This is a genomic window from Nonomuraea recticatena, from assembly GCF_039533245.1.
Taxonomy (GTDB): domain Bacteria; phylum Actinomycetota; class Actinomycetes; order Streptosporangiales; family Streptosporangiaceae; genus Nonomuraea; species Nonomuraea roseola.
Map to the genome: position 1 here is coordinate 74,373 of NZ_BAAATE010000021.1, position 15,058 is coordinate 89,430.

19 protein-coding genes and 1 pseudogene are annotated in these 15,058 nt (G+C 69.4%); 12 read left to right on the forward strand and 8 right to left on the reverse strand.

All coding sequences use genetic code 11. From position 1 onward, the window contains the following. The first annotated feature begins 564 nt into the window (after positions 1 to 564). Entirely contained in the window at positions 565 to 756 is a 192-nt protein-coding gene (locus tag ABFX50_RS32390) for a GNAT family N-acetyltransferase (RefSeq protein ID WP_346151706.1), read from the forward strand. 62 nt (positions 757 to 818) lie between these two features. On the opposite strand, the gene ABFX50_RS32395 is transcribed toward ABFX50_RS32390, so the two are convergent. Further along, positions 819 to 1,784 (reverse strand): helix-turn-helix domain-containing protein, encoded by a 966-nt coding sequence (locus tag ABFX50_RS32395; protein ID WP_346151708.1) that lies wholly within the window; start codon positions 1,782 to 1,784, stop codon positions 819 to 821. 215 nt (positions 1,785 to 1,999) lie between these two features. Beyond that, positions 2,000 to 2,989 (reverse strand): IS110 family RNA-guided transposase, encoded by a 990-nt coding sequence (locus tag ABFX50_RS32400; protein ID WP_346151710.1) that lies wholly within the window; start codon positions 2,987 to 2,989, stop codon positions 2,000 to 2,002. 291 nt (positions 2,990 to 3,280) lie between these two features. Between ABFX50_RS32400 and ABFX50_RS32405 the strand changes: the two genes are divergently transcribed. Continuing rightward, positions 3,281 to 4,114, forward strand: a complete 834-nt coding sequence (locus ABFX50_RS32405; protein ID WP_346151712.1) for an SDR family oxidoreductase — start codon at positions 3,281 to 3,283, stop codon at positions 4,112 to 4,114. Between the two features lie 243 nt (positions 4,115 to 4,357). Here the strand turns inward: ABFX50_RS32405 and ABFX50_RS32410 are convergent, their stop codons facing one another. Both ABFX50_RS32410 and ABFX50_RS32415 read right to left on the reverse strand, forming a co-directional pair. Then, entirely contained in the window at positions 4,358 to 5,134 is a 777-nt protein-coding gene (locus ABFX50_RS32410) for an ABC transporter ATP-binding protein (RefSeq protein ID WP_346151714.1), read from the reverse strand. Next, complete coding sequence (locus tag ABFX50_RS32415; protein ID WP_346151716.1) at positions 5,131 to 6,225, reverse strand: ABC transporter permease; 1,095 nt, start codon at positions 6,223 to 6,225, stop codon at positions 5,131 to 5,133. Before ABFX50_RS32415 ends, ABFX50_RS32410 begins: the two co-directional genes overlap by 4 nt. Positions 6,226 to 6,270: 45 nt before the next feature. On the opposite strand from ABFX50_RS32415, the gene ABFX50_RS32420 reads away from it, so the two are divergent. Both ABFX50_RS32420 and ABFX50_RS32425 read left to right on the forward strand, forming a co-directional pair. Next, on the forward strand, positions 6,271 to 7,434 hold the full coding sequence (locus ABFX50_RS32420) for a sensor histidine kinase (protein ID WP_346151718.1): 1,164 nt from the start codon (positions 6,271 to 6,273) through the stop codon (positions 7,432 to 7,434). Continuing rightward, entirely contained in the window at positions 7,431 to 8,063 is a 633-nt protein-coding gene (locus tag ABFX50_RS32425) for a response regulator (protein ID WP_346151720.1), read from the forward strand. Before ABFX50_RS32420 ends, ABFX50_RS32425 begins: the two co-directional genes overlap by 4 nt. A gap of 321 nt (positions 8,064 to 8,384) precedes the next feature. Here the strand turns inward: ABFX50_RS32425 and ABFX50_RS32430 are convergent, their stop codons facing one another. Beyond that, positions 8,385 to 8,510: a hypothetical protein gene (locus ABFX50_RS32430; protein ID WP_346151722.1), complete on the reverse strand. Its 126-nt coding sequence runs from the start codon at positions 8,508 to 8,510 to the stop codon at positions 8,385 to 8,387. 463 nt (positions 8,511 to 8,973) lie between these two features. Here ABFX50_RS32430 and ABFX50_RS32435 point away from each other — a divergent pair, with 463 nt between their 5' ends. Continuing rightward, on the forward strand, positions 8,974 to 9,321 hold the full coding sequence (locus ABFX50_RS32435; protein ID WP_346151724.1) for a hypothetical protein: 348 nt from the start codon (positions 8,974 to 8,976) through the stop codon (positions 9,319 to 9,321). Positions 9,322 to 9,587: 266 nt separating this feature from the next. Here the strand turns inward: ABFX50_RS32435 and ABFX50_RS32440 are convergent, their stop codons facing one another. Both ABFX50_RS32440 and ABFX50_RS32445 read right to left on the reverse strand, forming a co-directional pair. Next, entirely contained in the window at positions 9,588 to 9,728 is a 141-nt protein-coding gene (locus ABFX50_RS32440; protein WP_346117330.1) for a hypothetical protein, read from the reverse strand. Positions 9,729 to 9,814: 86 nt separating this feature from the next. Beyond that, on the reverse strand, positions 9,815 to 10,474 hold the full coding sequence (locus ABFX50_RS32445; RefSeq protein WP_346151726.1) for an ATP-dependent DNA ligase: 660 nt from the start codon (positions 10,472 to 10,474) through the stop codon (positions 9,815 to 9,817). 228 nt (positions 10,475 to 10,702) lie between these two features. Between ABFX50_RS32445 and ABFX50_RS32450 the strand changes: the two genes are divergently transcribed. The 4 genes from ABFX50_RS32450 to ABFX50_RS32465 all read left to right on the forward strand — a co-directional run bounded on the left by ABFX50_RS32450 (position 10,703) and on the right by ABFX50_RS32465 (position 13,373). Then, a complete protein-coding gene (locus ABFX50_RS32450; protein ID WP_346151728.1) occupies positions 10,703 to 10,951 on the forward strand; it encodes a DoxX family protein in 249 nt (82 codons plus the stop codon). 69 nt (positions 10,952 to 11,020) lie between these two features. Further along, entirely contained in the window at positions 11,021 to 11,356 is a 336-nt protein-coding gene (locus ABFX50_RS32455) for a PadR family transcriptional regulator (protein WP_346151730.1), read from the forward strand. Beyond that, positions 11,353 to 12,306, forward strand: coding sequence for a permease prefix domain 1-containing protein (locus tag ABFX50_RS32460; protein ID WP_346151732.1), 954 nt, complete (start codon positions 11,353 to 11,355; stop codon positions 12,304 to 12,306). The genes ABFX50_RS32455 and ABFX50_RS32460 overlap by 4 nt, the downstream gene beginning before the upstream one ends. Before the next feature lie 101 nt (positions 12,307 to 12,407). Next, entirely contained in the window at positions 12,408 to 13,373 is a 966-nt protein-coding gene (locus ABFX50_RS32465) for an NAD(P)-dependent alcohol dehydrogenase (RefSeq protein ID WP_346151734.1), read from the forward strand. A gap of 175 nt (positions 13,374 to 13,548) precedes the next feature. Here ABFX50_RS32465 and ABFX50_RS32470 read toward each other — a convergent pair. After that, a pseudogene (locus tag ABFX50_RS32470) lies at positions 13,549 to 13,764 on the reverse strand (electron transfer flavoprotein subunit alpha/FixB family protein); the annotation flags it as partial. A 19-nt stretch (positions 13,765 to 13,783) separates the two neighbouring features. Between ABFX50_RS32470 and ABFX50_RS32475 the strand changes: the two are divergent. The 3 genes from ABFX50_RS32475 to ABFX50_RS32485 are packed head-to-tail and all read left to right on the forward strand — an operon-like array spanning position 13,784 to position 14,928. Further along, on the forward strand, positions 13,784 to 14,218 hold the full coding sequence (locus ABFX50_RS32475) for a hypothetical protein (RefSeq protein ID WP_346151736.1): 435 nt from the start codon (positions 13,784 to 13,786) through the stop codon (positions 14,216 to 14,218). After that, positions 14,215 to 14,676: a hypothetical protein gene (locus tag ABFX50_RS32480; RefSeq protein WP_346151738.1), complete on the forward strand. Its 462-nt coding sequence runs from the start codon at positions 14,215 to 14,217 to the stop codon at positions 14,674 to 14,676. Before ABFX50_RS32475 ends, ABFX50_RS32480 begins: the two co-directional genes overlap by 4 nt. A 9-nt stretch (positions 14,677 to 14,685) precedes the next feature. Continuing rightward, a complete protein-coding gene (locus tag ABFX50_RS32485; protein ID WP_346151740.1) occupies positions 14,686 to 14,928 on the forward strand; it encodes a substrate-binding domain-containing protein in 243 nt (80 codons plus the stop codon). Positions 14,929 to 15,058 lie beyond the last annotated feature (130 nt).

A 15,058-nucleotide genomic window follows, 5' to 3' on the forward strand; every position in this document is an offset into this window, starting at 1 on the left:
GTATCCGGGCGACGATGCGTGAGCGGGACCCACTGCCAGCGCACCGACGGACGCGGCCACGGCCGCTGACGCCACGACCGCATGAAAACGACGCCGGCCCACACTCTTCATCAACACTCTTTGCCTCCCGGCAGATTCGATGCTGCCCACCCATGAATGTCTGGTGGGGTATCCGGTCAGGGCGCGGATCACGATGTCCTCCGGCGGACGGACACGAACATCCGCCGGAGGCTCCCGCCCGATATCCAGTCCATCACCGCGAGAGGCGGCGAACCTCCTGGCAACGGATGATCCGGATCGGGGCCCTGGATCCTTCCCCTCGGCTTAGGACCAGGACCCAGGTCCTGGTCCCGGTCCGGATACGGCTCCGCTGACTGCCGCAGCCGACGCCGCCACCCGGTGGTGCGCTCGCCGCCGTCCTGGAAGCTAAGGTCTTCGAGAGATGGCACCGGAACACGGAGGAGTGGTACACCCTGGCTCGCAGCGCGGTGGTGGGTCCTCCCCGCCGCGGTGCGCTCGTGATGGGATCAATCCTCGTGGACTCGATGAAGACCCCCTTCCGCGATGAGAGTGCACCGCCGACGCGGCTATGGAGGCGCCATCACGCTCGCCGCCCTGCACACCGCCCGCCACCACCACCGCATCGCGGTCCTCCAGGCATCCACGAACGGCGAGCCCGTCTACCGCCGTCTGGGCTTCCGCTCCTGCGGACAGTTCACCGAATACGCCGTCACCCCTGTGAACCGACGCCGTTGACCACTTCCGCAACAGGCCCTGGGCGCCACCGGCATCCGCGAGGTCCACGAGGCCTACCGGCGTCAGGTGCCGAGTGCGGTGCGCGGCGTGCCGGCCGTCAGTCGGGTGTCTCGGTCGACTCGGCCGACTCGGCGTCGTGGGTCACGGCCCAGCTGGCCAGCAGATTCAGGGCGTCCTGCGAGGGTGACGCGGGCTCGGCGGTGTAGGTGAGGAGGAACTGGCTGGGGTCGGTGCCCACGGGGGAAGGTCTCGAACGGCAGGTCGAGGTCGCCGACGACCGGGTGGTGGAGAAGCTTCACGCCGGTGGTGTGAATCCGGACGTTGTGGGCCGCCCAGCGGCGGCGGAAGTCCTCGCTGCGGGTGGACAGCTCCCCGATCAGCTCTGTCAGCCGCCGGTCGTAGAGATCGCGGCCGGCCTCGGCGCGCAGCATGGCGACCGTGTCGTTGGCGACCTTGTCCCATTCGCGGAAGAACTCGGTCGCACGCGGGTTGAGGAAGACGAACCTGGCGTTGTTCGGTGGCCGCACCGGGTCGGCGTAGACCGGGGAGAACAGGGCGCGCCCCAGGGTGTTGGCGGCCAGGATGTCCCCGCATCCGCTGAGGATGAAGGCGGGCGCGCCGGTCATTGAGTCCAGGACGCGCTGCACCGCGGGCCGTACGCGCTGCTGGGCCGGTCGGCGGCGCGGCGGACGGGTCGTGCCGGCACCGCGCAGGAGGTCGAGCAGGTGGATGCGCTCGGCCTCGTCGAGCTGCAGCGCTTGCGCGATGCCCTCGATGACACTCTCGGAGACGCCGGTGGCGTCGCCGCGCTCCAGCCGGGTGTAGTACTCGCTGGAGATGCCCGCGAGCAGGGCCACCTCCTCGCGGCGCAGCCCGGTGACCCGCCGACGCTCTCCGCCGTAGGCGGGCAGTCCGGCCTGCGCGGGGGTGACCTTGGCCCGTCGCGTGGCCAGGAATTCCCGGATCTCCGCACGGAAATCACCACGAATGTCGCGATCAGTGCCATAGGGGCCGTTTCTGCCTGCCATGTGCTCCACTCTACGAGCGCGCCCCTCTGCCAGGGGGTCCCTCTCAGTGACCCCCTCATCAGGGACCCCCACACTCCCGCGACAACCGGTTCTGTTGATGGTGAGAAACCCACGGCGGTGTGAAGGGGTCGGATACGGCGGCGCTCGTGCTTCACCGCCGCACACACCGGCTGCTGGGTGTCAGCGCCTGAAAGACATCCCAGGAGTTTTGAATGTCAAGCCGTAGCACTCTGGACATGATGCGACCAAGCGGTTGCTTCGTCGTAGAGCGTGCCGGTTTTCAGGCAGCCGTGCAGGATGCCGACGAGCCGGTTGGCCAGTTGGCGCAGCGCGGTGTTGTAGCCGACTCCGCGGTCTCGCTGCTTGTCGTAGTAGGCGCGGGCGCCGGCCGAGACGCGCATGGCTATGGAGGCCTGGGTCATGAGGGCGTCGATAAGCCGGTCGTTGTGCACGAACCGGGCCAGGACGGCTTTCTTCTTGCCCGAGGCCCGGGTGATGGGGCTGGTCCCGGCGTAGTTCTTGCGGGACTTGGCGCTGGCGTAGCGGTTGCGGTCGTCGCCGAACTCTGCGAGCACCCGGGCGCCGAGGATCGGTCCCAGCCCGGGCTGGGAGACGATGATCTCAGCGGCCGGGTGCTGGCCAAAACACTCCTCCACCTGCCCCTGCAGGACCTTGACCTGCTCGCCGATCACGGCCAGGACCGCGACCATTGCCCGGACCGACGCGGCGTAGGCAGCGGTGACGACCTCGGGTTGGCCCAGATGTTCGGCGCGCAGCGCCGCCTGGATCTCACTCGCGCGGGCGGTGAGGTCACCGCGCCGGCGGGCGCGCTTGAGGGCCGCGCTAATCTGCCCGACCGTCAGCTTCCCAGCCGAGGCCGGGTCGGGCGCCTTGGCCAGCAGGTCCAGCGTCTCGGCGGCATCCAGGTCCTCGAACGCCGCGAGGGCGGCGGGGAAGTACTCACGCAGCGCGTGCCGCAGCCGTTGCCCAGCCCGGGTCCGTTCCCAGATCAGCGTCTTGTGGGTGCGGGCGACGACCTTGATCGCTTCGGCCTGCGGGCTGTCACCGGCGATCGGGCGCAGCTGGTGGGAGTCGGTGCGGACCATGTCGGCCAGCATGTGCGCGTCGGCCGCGTCGCTCTTGGCACCCGAGATCCCCAGCCGCTCCCGGTAGCGGGCGGCCTGCAACGGGTTGACCGCGAACACCCGCCTCGGCCCAGTCATCGCCAACGAACAGTCGCAACAGCTCTCCCCACCCAGTAAACGATCACCACCAGCAGCCTGCGGGAGAACCATCAGCGACCTAATCAAGCAGTGCTCACACCAACACGGTGGGCAACGACATCCCAGAAGCGATCAACTCTCCCGGCCAACCGGCGGGGGCACTGTCTTTCAGCAGGACTCCAAGTCCAGGACAACCAAGTGCTCACCTACCGGGCGGCTACCAACCACCGAGTCTGCCGCAAGGCGACTCGCTAACACTGATTAGGAAAGCCCATGAGCAAGGTCATTCTTGTCACCGGTGCCGGACGCGGTCTTGGCACGGATATCGCCCGCCAGGCCCTCGCCGTGGGCCACCAGGTCGTCGCCACCGGCCGCCGCCCAGAAGAGGTCGAGACGACCCTGGGCGGGCCGCAGGACAACCTGCTGGTCACCAGACTTGACGTCACCAGCCTCGAGGACGCCCAGGCCGCCATCGACCGCTTCGGCCGCATCGACGTCCTGATCAACAACGCCGGCAACTTCTACGCCGGCTACTTCGAGGAGATCACGCCCGCGCAGATGCGCCGGCAGATGGAGACCAACCTCTTCGGCCCGATGAACGTCACCCGCGCCGTCCTGCCCGTCATGCGAGCACGGCGCGCCGGCCATGTCATCACCATCTCCTCGACCGCCGGCCTGGTCGGCATGGAGTTCTGCGCCGCCTATGCCGCCTCCAAGTTCGGCGTGGAGGGCTGGATGGAGTCGCTGCGCTACGACGTCGAGCCGTACAACATCTGCACCACGGTCGTGGAGCCCGGCTTCTTCCGCACCGAACTCCTCGTGGACGGCTCCACCACCTGGCCCGAACTGTCCATCGACGACTACGCCGCGCGGACCGCCCCGACGATCGAGGGCTGGAAGCGCATGAACGGCCGGCAGGGCGGCGATCCCGCCAAGCTCGCCCGCGCCCTGCTGACCCTCGCCGACCAGGACAAGCCGCCGCAGCGCTTTGTCGCCGGCGCGGACGCCATCGAGGCCGTCCAGGCCAAGGCCCAGGAGCTCCTCGCCCAGGCCGAGGCTTCACGCGGGCTGGGCGGCGACCTGGCCTACGACGACACCCACGCCTGAGCGACGCGCCCCGCCCGGTACGCCTTCGGCAGCTGACCCGCTGGCCGGGAAACGGCACCGGAGCCGGCAGCGCGGGCCAGGCCATGACCACCGGCCGGCGACGTCCACCGCGGCCGACGCGGCGAAGGCCCTGACGTTCATGTCGTCGCGAGCGGCGGCGATTTTCACCGCGGCCATCTCGAAGTCGCTGAGGCGGAGTGGACCGACGCGATGGCGCCGGGGTTCGGCTTGGCACGTGGCCGCTCAGGCCCTCGCTCCTGAACTACTGGAGTTCTTCGTCGCCTGATGGCGTGTGGGCGATGTGCTCGGGCGGTCGGGTCGGCCGTCTTCGGGGGAAGCCCCATCCACAGGACCGGCGGTGAGCCTGCCGTCAGCCATCGACAGCACGGTGTCCACCCGCGCCAGCGTGGCCAGATCATGCGTGACCATGACGGTGGCCAGCCCGTTCCGCTTGGTGAGCGTGGCCAGCAGGGACACGATCCGCTCGCCCCTGTGCTGGTCGAGCGCGCTCGTCGGCTCGTCGACCAGCAGCACCTCCGGCTCGTTCATCAGCGCGCGGGCGATGTTGACGCGCTGCCGCTCGCCGCCGGAGAGCTGGTGCGGACGCTTGTCCTCCTTGTCGGAAAGGTCCATGGCGGCGAGCAGCTCGCGCGCCCGGACCGCGGCCTCCCTCGTCGAGCGGCCGGACAGGTCGGCCATGACGAGCAGCTGGTCGAGCGCGGTGAGTGAGGCCAGGAGATTCGACTGCTGGAACACGATGCCGATGTGCTCACGGCGCAGCCGCGTCCTGGCGGCCTGGCTCGCGCCGGACACCTCGTGCCCGGCGACCGACACCGTGCCGGAGACGGGGGTGATGAGGGTGGCGGCCACGGCGAGCAGGCTGGACTTGCCCGAGCCCGACGGGCCGACGACTGCGGTGAACTCGCCGCGTTCGACCGTCAGATCGACGTGGTCGAGCGCGGTCAGCGTGCGGTCGCCGTCGGGATAGGTCAGGACGATGTCGGTGAGCTTCAGAGTCATCGGGAGGCTCCCAGCGCGGTCAGCGGGTCAACGGAGGTGATCTTGCGGATGGCCAGTGCCGCCCCGAGCGCGCCCAGCAGGATCATCACGACGACGGGTACGACGGTCGTCGCGGCCGACAGGACGAACGGGACGAGTCCCTCGGCCAGCGCGCCGACGCCCGCGCCGATCGCGCCGCCGAGGCCGGCCCCGAGCAGCAGCACGATGACGGCCTGGGCGAGCGCGTCGCGCATGAGGTATCCGGTGCCGGCGCCCAGCGCCTTCAGCACGGCCACGTCGCCGCTGCGCTGGATCGTCCAGACGGTGAAGAAAGCGCCGATGACCAGCGCCGAGATGGCGAACAGGAAGCCGCGCATGAGCTGCAGCGAGCTGTTCTCGGAGGAGAAGGAGCCGATCGCGGTCGGCGCCGCGTCCAGCGGCACCGCCGTGGTGCCCAGCCGCTCGTCGGTCGCGGAGAGATCGAGGCCGGGGTCCGTGCGCAGTGCGATGACCGTGGCCACGGTGTCGGCCCCGCCCTGGCGGCCGATCCACTCCCAGTCGCCGATGCTGATCCACGCGACGGGCGTGTGGCTGTAGGAGGCCGTCGCGCCGGTGCCCGCGACGGTGAAGTCGCGGCCGAAGATCTGTACCTCGTCTCCCGCCGTCAGCCCGCTCTCCTCGGCGAGGCCGGTCGAGAGCACGACCCTGCCGGTGCCGACGGCCCCGCCGTACGCCTTGGCCAGCTCGTCGCCCGGTTGCACACCGAAGATCGCGGCCGCGGCGCCGGTCTCGCCGTGGGTCAGCCGTCCCATCGTGATGCCGAGCCGTTCGGCGGCTGCGACGCCCGCCGCCTTCCGCCACTCCCGCCAGGTCTCCTCGGTGATGCGGCTGTCGGAGAAGGACGGCTTGGCGGGCTCGCCGTCCGGCCCCTTGCCGGTGGAGAAGACGATGCGGTCGGCGGGCAGCTGCGTGACGGCGGAGATGTTCTCCTGGGCCAGCCCGGCCGTGAGGCCGGACAGCATGGTCACCAGAAGTGTGGTGAGCAGGACGACGGCGCCCATGAGGGCGAATCGTCCCTTGGCGAACCGCAGGTCTCTGAGCGCCACGAACACGGCGCATCCCCCCGTTGGTCTGAGTTGATCTGGACGCTGCCCAGCGTGCGGGAGCGACCGTCTCGGGCGCATCGTGAAGAGGACGCGGTCGCCGGGGTCGCGTACGCGGGCCGTACGGCCCTCGTGACGTGCGGGGTGCTGCTCGGGATCCTGTACGCGGCGGGGATCGTCGTCGAAGGGCGGCTGCCGCACGTCGGCGGTCCCACCCATCTGTGGCTGGGACGCATCTGGCTGGCGGCGGTGACGCTGGGCTGGGCGGCGCTGGCGGTGAACTCGCCGCAGTTCGTCTGGCTCGCCTTCCCGCTCTTCTTCGCCTACCTGCACCTGCTGCCCCTGGCCGCGGCGCTGCCCGGCGTCGTCCTGCTCACCGGCGCGGCCATCGCCGCGGCCGGCTGGCACGCGGCGGGCCTCACCCCTCCGCAGGTGATCGGTCCCACCACCGGCGCGGCGGTGGCGACGCTCATGGCGCTGGTCTACAAGGCGCTCTACTCCGAGAGCGAGCAGCGCCGGCTGCTCATCGACGACCTGGTCAGTACCCGCGGAAAGCTCGTGCGGATGGAGAGCGAGACGGCCAGGCTGGCCGAGCGCGAGCGCCTGGCCAGAGAGATCCACGACACGCTGGCCCAGGGCATGTCCAGCATCATTCTGCTGCTGCGCGCGGCCCGCCGTGACCTCACGAACCGGCCGGCGGACGCCGAGCTCCGCATCACCGAGGCCGAACGGGCCGCCCAGGAGAACCTCGAGGAGGCCCGCAACTTCGTCCGCGCCCTGGCCCCGCCCGCCCTGCAGCACTCCTCGCTGACCGCCGCGCTGCGCAGGATCACTGACTCGGCCGCCGTGGGCACCGCCACGCGGGTGCGCTTCGAGGTCGCGGGCGAGCCGGTGCCACTGCCCGCCGACCACGACCTCGCGCTGCTGCGCATCGCGCAGGGCGCGCTGGGCAACGTCAGCCGCCACTCCGAGGCCGAGCACGCCGGAGTGACCCTCACCTTTCTGGACGACCTGGTGGTGCTGGACATCTACGACGACGGCCGCGGCTTCGACCCGGCCCAGACCCAGGTGGGTACGGCAGGCACCGGGTACGGTCTGCGCGCCATGCGCGACAGGGTGACGGCGCTCGGCGGCAGCCTCACCATCGAGTCGACCCCGGGGGAGGGCACCGCGGTCGCCGCCACGCTGCCCCTGCCCTTCAGCGAGGAGGGCCGGTGACCGCGCCGATCACGATCCTCCTGGTGGACGATCATCCTGTGGTCCGCTCGGGCCTCAGGGCGATGCTCGCCGGGCAACACGACTTCGAGCTGATCGGCGAGGCCGCCACCGGAGAGGAGGGCGTCGCGGCGGCGGTCGCCCTCGCCCCCGATGTGGTCCTGATGGATCTCCAGCTCGGCGCGGGCATCCACGGCAGCGAGGCGACCAGGCGGATCGTCGCACTCGACGGGCCCAGGGTCCTGGTGCTCACCACCTTCGACACCGACGCCGACATCCTCGCCGCCATCGAGGCGGGCGCGATCGGTTACCTCCTCAAGGACGCCCCCTCCGACGACCTCCACGCCGCGATCCGTTCCGCCGCGACGGGCGGCAGCGCGCTGGCGCCGAGCGTCGCGTCACGGCTGCTCGGAAGGGTACGGGGGCCTGACACCACCCTCAGCTCGCGGGAACTGGAGGTACTCGGCCACGTCGCCGAGGGGCTGTCCAACCGGCAGATCAGCAAGCGGATGTTCCTGAGCGAGACGACCGTGAAGACGCATCTGGTGCACATCTACGCCAAGCTCGGGGTCGACTCGAGAACAGCCGCGGTCGCCACAGCCACTCGAAAGGGACTCATCCGGCCCTCGTGAGTCACTTGGGATGTGAAAGACCACCAGTACTCTGCCGATCGCCGATGGGACACGTACCGCGACTGGATCGCGCGAGGGTGGAGGTGATGTCGACCCGCTCGTTGTCGGGGCTGGTCGGCCGGCCGCGGCTGCCGAACCGTTTTCGGCGGGCAGCTTGGCCGCTTCTGCGCTGGTGCTGCGATGCCGGGGGAACATCGTGGTCCTCTCTTCAGGGTGATGCGAAGGCCCCCGTGCAGCTGCGCGGGAGAGGCCGGTGCTCGAGGAGCGGGGTGGCGGTGGGGATGGGGTGTGCTTCGGGCAGCTCAGATCTGGACCGGGCTCTCACACGGCCACGGTGACCTCGACGTGGGTGACGGCCGGTTCGACGAGCATGCCGATGCCGCCGCCGGTGACGACAGTCAGATCGACGCCGCCGTCGAGGGAGGCGTCCACGCTGTGGCCGGTCATCGGGTCGCCTCGGGATCGACGCGGACCACGCCTTGCAGGAGCCGCTTCTGGCGGCCGCCTGCGTCCACGAGCTCCAGACCGTAGACGGCCTGCCGCCACTCCCACCCAGCCGACTCCTGAAGTGATGACGATCCGGCCGTTGCTGGGGAGCGTCATCGCCGTGGTGCGGCCGCACATGGGCGCGCAGCTGGCAGCCTGCCAGGTCCAACGGGCCCGGGTCGGGCGGCTTGCTGGTGAGAGTCAGCGCCAGCTCGTAGTTAGTGCCCTGCTCGATGAGCAGGTCCAGGGTCGCAGCGGCCATGGGCGGGAGGGTGACAGGCGGAAGCGGTTACCGTCCGTGCCCGCGCCGAAGGAAGCGCCGCCCCTTCCACCGTTTGACTACCCTAAGTGACGGAAATACAGCATTGGGTAACAGTGGGGATGGTGCTCCGCGCACATCCCCCAAGTGAGAGGTGGAGCAGCGATGACCGAACAGCTGGTACAGATTCCCATTTCCCTCGCCGACGCTGAGGACGAGGCGACCGCCCAGGGCACCTACCGCCTGTACTGGTACGGGATGGGCCACAAGAAGACGCGCAACGAGGCCTATGCCTTCGCCGCCTCCCGGGGGGAGGGGCACCAACTGGCCGACATCCCCTCCGACTCATGGCGCACCAGTGCTGCCACATACCTCGACGGTCCGGCGTGGATCTTCTCCTGGAGGGGTGACAGCTATGGCGAGGGCAACGTCGTGCTCCACCCCAACGGGACGATTGGCACCGTGGAGGACGGAAACCAGCAGCTTCCCTTCCTCATCAGCTACATCGCATAACTGCCGTCGTCGGCTCGGTTGAAGGTTTGGCCCTACCGCTGAGGCGGTGCGGCCAAACCTCTTTCGTCTCCGGGCAAACTCGCTTTGCCGGCGATCCCCGCCACACCGTGGATGTGACGCACAGTAGGTGCTTGACCCCGGGGATTTCTCATCCACGCTACGGCGGGTGACCTAGCAGGCATCAGCTGACACTGGTCGCTCACCCTGGACACACGGGAGGCCGCCCCGCGCCGCGCCGGCGCCGGTGCGGGCAGAAAACGCGACACTCAGTGGTGGTGACGCCGCGAGCGGACCTTATCCAAGAAGTGGTGAGCCTTCTGCTTGGCGTGCGGATCCCCGGCCACCCGCTTGACCTTCTCGACGTCCCGCTTGCGCGGACGGCACAGGTACGCGCGCACCTTGTCCATGAGCGAAATCATGCGCACCCCCTACCCAGAAAGGGCCCCGCCACCGCCCTGACCTGCACGAGGGGCAGAAGACCCCGTCTGCGTGCTCAAGCACCTCCACTGCCACCGCGAGCCGGGCCGATGCCTTGGCCAGCTTCGCCGACGAGGGCAAGCGTTGTGGTGCGGTGCTTGAGCTTGTACCAGCCCCGTGCCGCGGGCTTGTAGCGCGACCAGGCGGGTTTGATGACCAGCCCTTCAACGCCTGCGACATGCAGTGACCAGAACCACGTCCAAGCCTCGATCGGATCGGCGGTCTGCATCGATAGTGCCAGCACCGAGGCCGGGGGCACAGCCACGAACAGCTTTTCCAGGATCCGTCGGCGTTCGGTCAGGGGCAGTCCTGCCACGTCGCGGCCTCGGGTACGCAGGATGTCGAACAGGATGTAGTGGCACGGCTCGGTTCGGGAAAGGTCTTCAGCCCGGCGACCGGCCATGTTACGGCGCTGGAGCGCCGTGAAATCGAGTCGCCCGTCCGGCGCCCAGCGCACGATCTCCCCGTCCACGACCGTCGCTGCGGGCAGGTACTCATGCAGCGCCCACGCCACCTCGGGGAACAGGTCGTTGAGGTGGGCCCCGCGCCGGGATTGCAGGTGCACCCCGCGGTCCTCGGTGACCATGGCGATGCAGCGGAACCCGTCCCACTTCGGCTCGTACAGGTAGCTCCCCGCCGGGCCCTCGGGCAGTCGGTCGACTGCTTTGGCCCGCATCGGCTCAATCGCGCCTCGGAGCTGCACCTCGTCCCCTGTTCACTCGGGGGAGGTGATGCCTTTGTCGCTTATGACCTGTGGTTAGGGCCTACCCCGGTACAGCGGAAGGGAACGGCATCAGCAACACCGGGCCACCTGCGCTTACACGGTAGGGGCAACGTCGCCGCGTTCCTCCAGCGTTCCGGCGAGCCAGCAACCCCTCCCGCACCCGCTCGGGAACCGTTCGGCATGGGCGACGTTTATGGCCAGCAAGTCGGTCAGCTTGTCGGCGTCGGTGACCGAGCGCTCCCGGAAGCGTACCTCGTCGTCCACCAACCCCGAGCGCTGTGGCCGCTGGAGAACGAGGGGGAGCTCGCCGCGATCTACTCCTGGTCGTTCCTGCTGATCGCGGCACTGGGTCCGGGGGCGTGGGCGCTCGACACGCTGCTGGCACGCGCGCGCGGGCGCAAGTCCGTCACGCCTCCCCGAACGGCCTGACCGGCCCGCTGGTACGGGGGGCCGCCGCGCATGTTGTCATACTGTGCGACACACACTATTGTGACACACATGCCAAGCGATGAGCTCCTCTCGGCGCACCTGCAGGAACTGCGCAGAGGAACTGTCGTGCTCGCCTGCCTGCTCATCCTCAAGCAGCCCAACTACGGGTACGCGCTGCTCGACCTGCTCGACCGGCGCGGCTTCGCCGTCGACGCCAACACGCTGTACCCCCTCCTGCGCCGCCTCGAGAAGCAGGGGCTCCTGACGAGCGACTGGAACACCGAGGAGTCCAGGCCGCGCAAGTTCTACCGGACGAGCGCCGAGGGCGTCGCGCTCGCCGACACCCTGAGCCGCGACTGGGACGCGCTCCACACCGCGTTCCGCACGCTGAAAGGCGAGTCATGACCACCTCGCGCACCCTCACCGACCGCTACGTCGAGGCGACCCTGCGCCGCGTGCCGGGAAGGCAGCGCCCCGACATCGAGAGGGAGTTACGCGCCTCGATCGCCGACGCCGTCGACGACCACCTGGCGGCGGGCAGCGACCCGGCGGAGGCGGAGCTCGCGGTCCTCACCGAGCTCGGCGACCCCGCGCGGCTGGCCGCGGGCTACGCCGACCGCCCGCTCCATCTCATCGGCCCAGGCCTCTACCTCGACTACGTGCGCGTGCTGACGGCCCTGCTCGCGACGGTCGTGCCCGCGGTCGCCGCCGTCGTCGGGCTCATGCGGGGCCTCCATGGCGCCCCAGCCCCGAGCGTGGCAGGCGACACTCTCCGCGCGGCTCTCACGGCCGGTCTCCACATCGCGTTCTGGACGACGCTCGTCTTCATGATCATCGAACGCACCGCCGCCTCGCGCGGGACCCCCGCACGGCCATGGACTCCTGCCGCGCTACCCGATCCGCCGCCCAGCCGCCGCGCCAGGTACGGCGAGCTGATCGCCCTGACCGTGGTGACGGTCCTGTTCACCACCTTCATCCTGCTCTCGCCCGTGGTGAGCACCGAGACGGACGCGGATGGCGACGCCATCGGCCTGTTCTCACCCCGGCTGTGGGAGACGGGCGAAGTCCACCTCTTCATCGCCCTGGTGATCGCCAGTCTCGCCTTCGCCTACGCCAGGCACCACGTCCGCTGGAGCGTTCCCTTCGCCGTCGCGGGCTCGCTGGTCGACCTCGCCTGCCCGCTCATGCTGATCTGGCTGGCGGCGAACGACAGGCTGCTGAACCCCGCCTTCGTCCAGGCGACAGGCTGGCCGCCGAGCGTTCCGCGGTGGATCACCACGGGGCTCGTCGTGCTCTCCATCGGCACGCTCGTCCACACCGTCCTCGACGGGCTCGCCCGCGCGCGCCGCCGCTGAGCCACGTCCCCTGCGCTGGCCTCTCCTGCCCTGGAACCGCCCACCGAAATCCCGAACTGCCCATCGGAATCTCGAACCGCCCAGCGAAATGAGGAACAGCCGTGAAAGCGATCGTCTACGAGAAGTACGGCTCGGCCGACGTCCTGCGCTACACCGACGCCGACAAGCCCTCCGTCGGCGACGACGAGGTGCTCGTACGGGTCAGCGCGGCCTCGATCAACCACGGCGACCTGTTCGCCATGCGCGGCTCCCCCCGCCTCGGGCGCCTGGCGTTCGGGATCGGCCGCCCCAGGCAGAACGTCCTGGGCCGGGCCGTCGCGGGGACGGTGGACGCGGCCGGCCGCGACGTGACGCGGTTCAAGGTCGGCGACGAGGTGTTCGGCGAGGTGAACCAGCGGGGCTTCGCCGAGTACGTCGCGGCGAAGCAGACCCTCCTGGCCGCCAAGCCTGCGGAGGTCACCTTCGAGCAGGCGGCCACCCTTCCCGTGGCGGCCGAGACCGCCCTTCGGGCGTTACGGCTCGGCGCGGTCGCGCCCGGCGGGAAAGTACTCGTCAACGGGGCCTCCGGCGGGGTCGGCACCTTCGCCGTGCAACTGGCGAAGAAGCTCGGCGCGCAGGTGACCGGCGTCTGCAGCACCCGCAACGTGGATCTGGTGCGCTCCATCGGCGCCGACCACGTGATCGACTACACCCGCGAGGACGTCACCCGGGGGAAGGTCCTGTTCGACGCCGTCATCGACCTCGTGGGCAACCACCGGCTCTCGGCGTTCCGCAGGGTGCTCACGCCGAAGGGCGTCTACGTCTCCTCCAGCGGCAGCGGCGGCCCGGTGCTCGGCCCCATCCCGCGGCTGGTCGCCGCCACCCTCGTCTCGCCCTTCGTGAGCCAGCGGCTCCGCGGCCTGTTCGCCACACACGACGTCGAGGACCTGGCCCATCTCGCCGCGCTCGTCGTGGCGGGGCGGATCACCCCGGTGATCGAGCGGACGTATCCGCTGTGCGAGACCCCCGACGCCATCCGCTCCCTGGAGGCCGAACACGCGCGCGGCAAGATCGTGCTCACCGTGTGACGGCGCTCAGCTGGGCGCGCCGGGAGCCAGTCGAGCGTGACCCCGAAATAGGTCCGGTGCTGCACTCGGACGAGGCCGGCGAGCTCAGGCAGGCGTTGACCGGGTGGGCGGAGACGATCGTCCAGAACTAGAGAAGCGGCCCCCCGATGAAGCAGGGGGCCGCCGCTCGATCGACCTACTTGCGCTTGCTGACCTCGTCGGTGAGCTGCGGGACGACCTTGTGCAGGTCGCCCACCACGCCGAAGTCGGCCAGCTCGAAGATCGGCGCCTCAGGGTCCTTGTTGATCGCGACGATGGTCTTCGCGGTCTGCATGCCGGCCCTGTGCTGGATCGCGCCCGAGATGCCGGCGGCGATGTACAGCTGCGGCGAGACGGCCTTGCCCGTCTGGCCGGAGCAAACCCTCAACCTGATGAACGACGATCCTGACGGCACCAGAACCGCAGCAGCATGGGCGGCCGACCACCTGCGCGACGGAGAGGAGTGGGTGAGCCGTCTGCAACACGCGGGAATCCCCAGCGGCATCTCCCGGACGATCACTAACCACGTGTTCACTTACGCGTGGCCCACACTTCTGAGCAAGATCCAAACGCGCGAGATCGTCAGCGACTGCAACACCCGCCTCGGTCGCGCCGTCCTCACTCTCACTCCTGACGAGCACGAGGTGTTGCGGGCATCTGCCGACGAACGTGGCGACCTGGCCGTCCACATCCTCCTCGACGCCATCGACCCCTACCTGCTCAAGCTGCATGACGGCACATGGCAACCCGGGCGCGCCAGTCTGCCGACGTACTTCGTCGGGGCCTGCATCGATGAGCGCTCCCGAGGCCTGAAATCGCGATCGTGAGGCTGCGGCGTGCCGGTGTGCGCCTGGTGTCGGCTCTGGGCGACACTAGCTGGATGTCGCTGTCGGCTGTTCGTGCGCTCACCAAGGCTCACACCAACGGAACCGGTTGGGCCATGACCGGTGTCGTGGACAAGAAGTCCGGCTTCCACTTGGAGGACATCAGCCACGACGGGCACTGGTTCGCGGACTCGATCAGCGTCGAGCGCATCGCGGTCGCATCCTTCTCTGACCTGGACTACCGCAGGTCCCGCGACAACTCCAAGAACTACCACGTCTTCGGCCTCGGTGACTGCAAGGTCGTATCGGCTCCCGAGGTGGTCACACTGCCGACTGGGACCACGGACCCCTTGGGCTACTACGCACCCCGCGTGAAGCTCGCCGCCAGCTACCGGATGCCTGACCTGCTGCAGGAGAAGTGGCTGTCCAGCGCCCAGATGATGAGGTTGGACTCGCTCTGATGCGTCGCCTTGACGGTATTCGGCGTCGACGGCCTCTTCGCCGGGAACGACGAGATCGGCCTGGGCGCCTACGCCGCCTTCACCCGCGCCGGGCTCCGGGTGCCCGAAGACGTCGCCATCGTCGGCTACGACAACGTCAGCCGGATCACCAGCGTCCACGAGCGGTTGCTCACCACGATCGACCCCAACCTGGAGGAGGTTGGCACGGCCGCTGTGGGACATCTGCTGCGGGCCATCGGCGGTGACCACTAACCGGGACTGTTCACTGTGGACTGCACCCTGGTCGAGGGGTACACCACTGTCGGCGGAACGGTGCCCCCACCCCCGATCGAGGTGGTGTTCTCGCGCTGAGGTCGGCGACGAGCATGGCGAGCCGTAGCGG

Excerpts from the sequence above, each read along its gene's own strand:
- ABFX50_RS32460 (WP_346151732.1), top strand. The coding sequence starts at position 11,353 with ATGACCACCTCGCGCACCCTCACCGACCGCTACGTCGAGGCGACCCTG.
- ABFX50_RS32475 (WP_346151736.1), top strand. The coding sequence starts at position 13,784 with ATGAACGACGATCCTGACGGCACCAGAACCGCAGCAGCATGGGCGGCC.
- ABFX50_RS32430 (WP_346151722.1), bottom strand. The coding sequence starts at position 8,510 with ATGACCGGCCACAGCGTGGACGCCTCCCTCGACGGCGGCGTCGATCTG.
- ABFX50_RS32450 (WP_346151728.1), top strand. The coding sequence starts at position 10,703 with ATGGGCGACGTTTATGGCCAGCAAGTCGGTCAGCTTGTCGGCGTCGGT.
- ABFX50_RS32445 (WP_346151726.1), bottom strand. The coding sequence starts at position 10,474 with ATGCGGGCCAAAGCAGTCGACCGACTGCCCGAGGGCCCGGCGGGGAGC.
- ABFX50_RS32395 (WP_346151708.1), bottom strand. The coding sequence starts at position 1,784 with ATGGCAGGCAGAAACGGCCCCTATGGCACTGATCGCGACATTCGTGGT.
- ABFX50_RS32435 (WP_346151724.1), top strand. The coding sequence starts at position 8,974 with ATGACCGAACAGCTGGTACAGATTCCCATTTCCCTCGCCGACGCTGAG.
- ABFX50_RS32440 (WP_346117330.1), bottom strand. The coding sequence starts at position 9,728 with ATGGACAAGGTGCGCGCGTACCTGTGCCGTCCGCGCAAGCGGGACGTC.
- ABFX50_RS32405 (WP_346151712.1), top strand. The coding sequence starts at position 3,281 with ATGAGCAAGGTCATTCTTGTCACCGGTGCCGGACGCGGTCTTGGCACG.
- ABFX50_RS32455 (WP_346151730.1), top strand. The coding sequence starts at position 11,021 with ATGCCAAGCGATGAGCTCCTCTCGGCGCACCTGCAGGAACTGCGCAGA.
- ABFX50_RS32410 (WP_346151714.1), bottom strand. The coding sequence starts at position 5,134 with ATGACTCTGAAGCTCACCGACATCGTCCTGACCTATCCCGACGGCGAC.
- ABFX50_RS32390 (WP_346151706.1), top strand. The coding sequence starts at position 565 with ATGAGAGTGCACCGCCGACGCGGCTATGGAGGCGCCATCACGCTCGCC.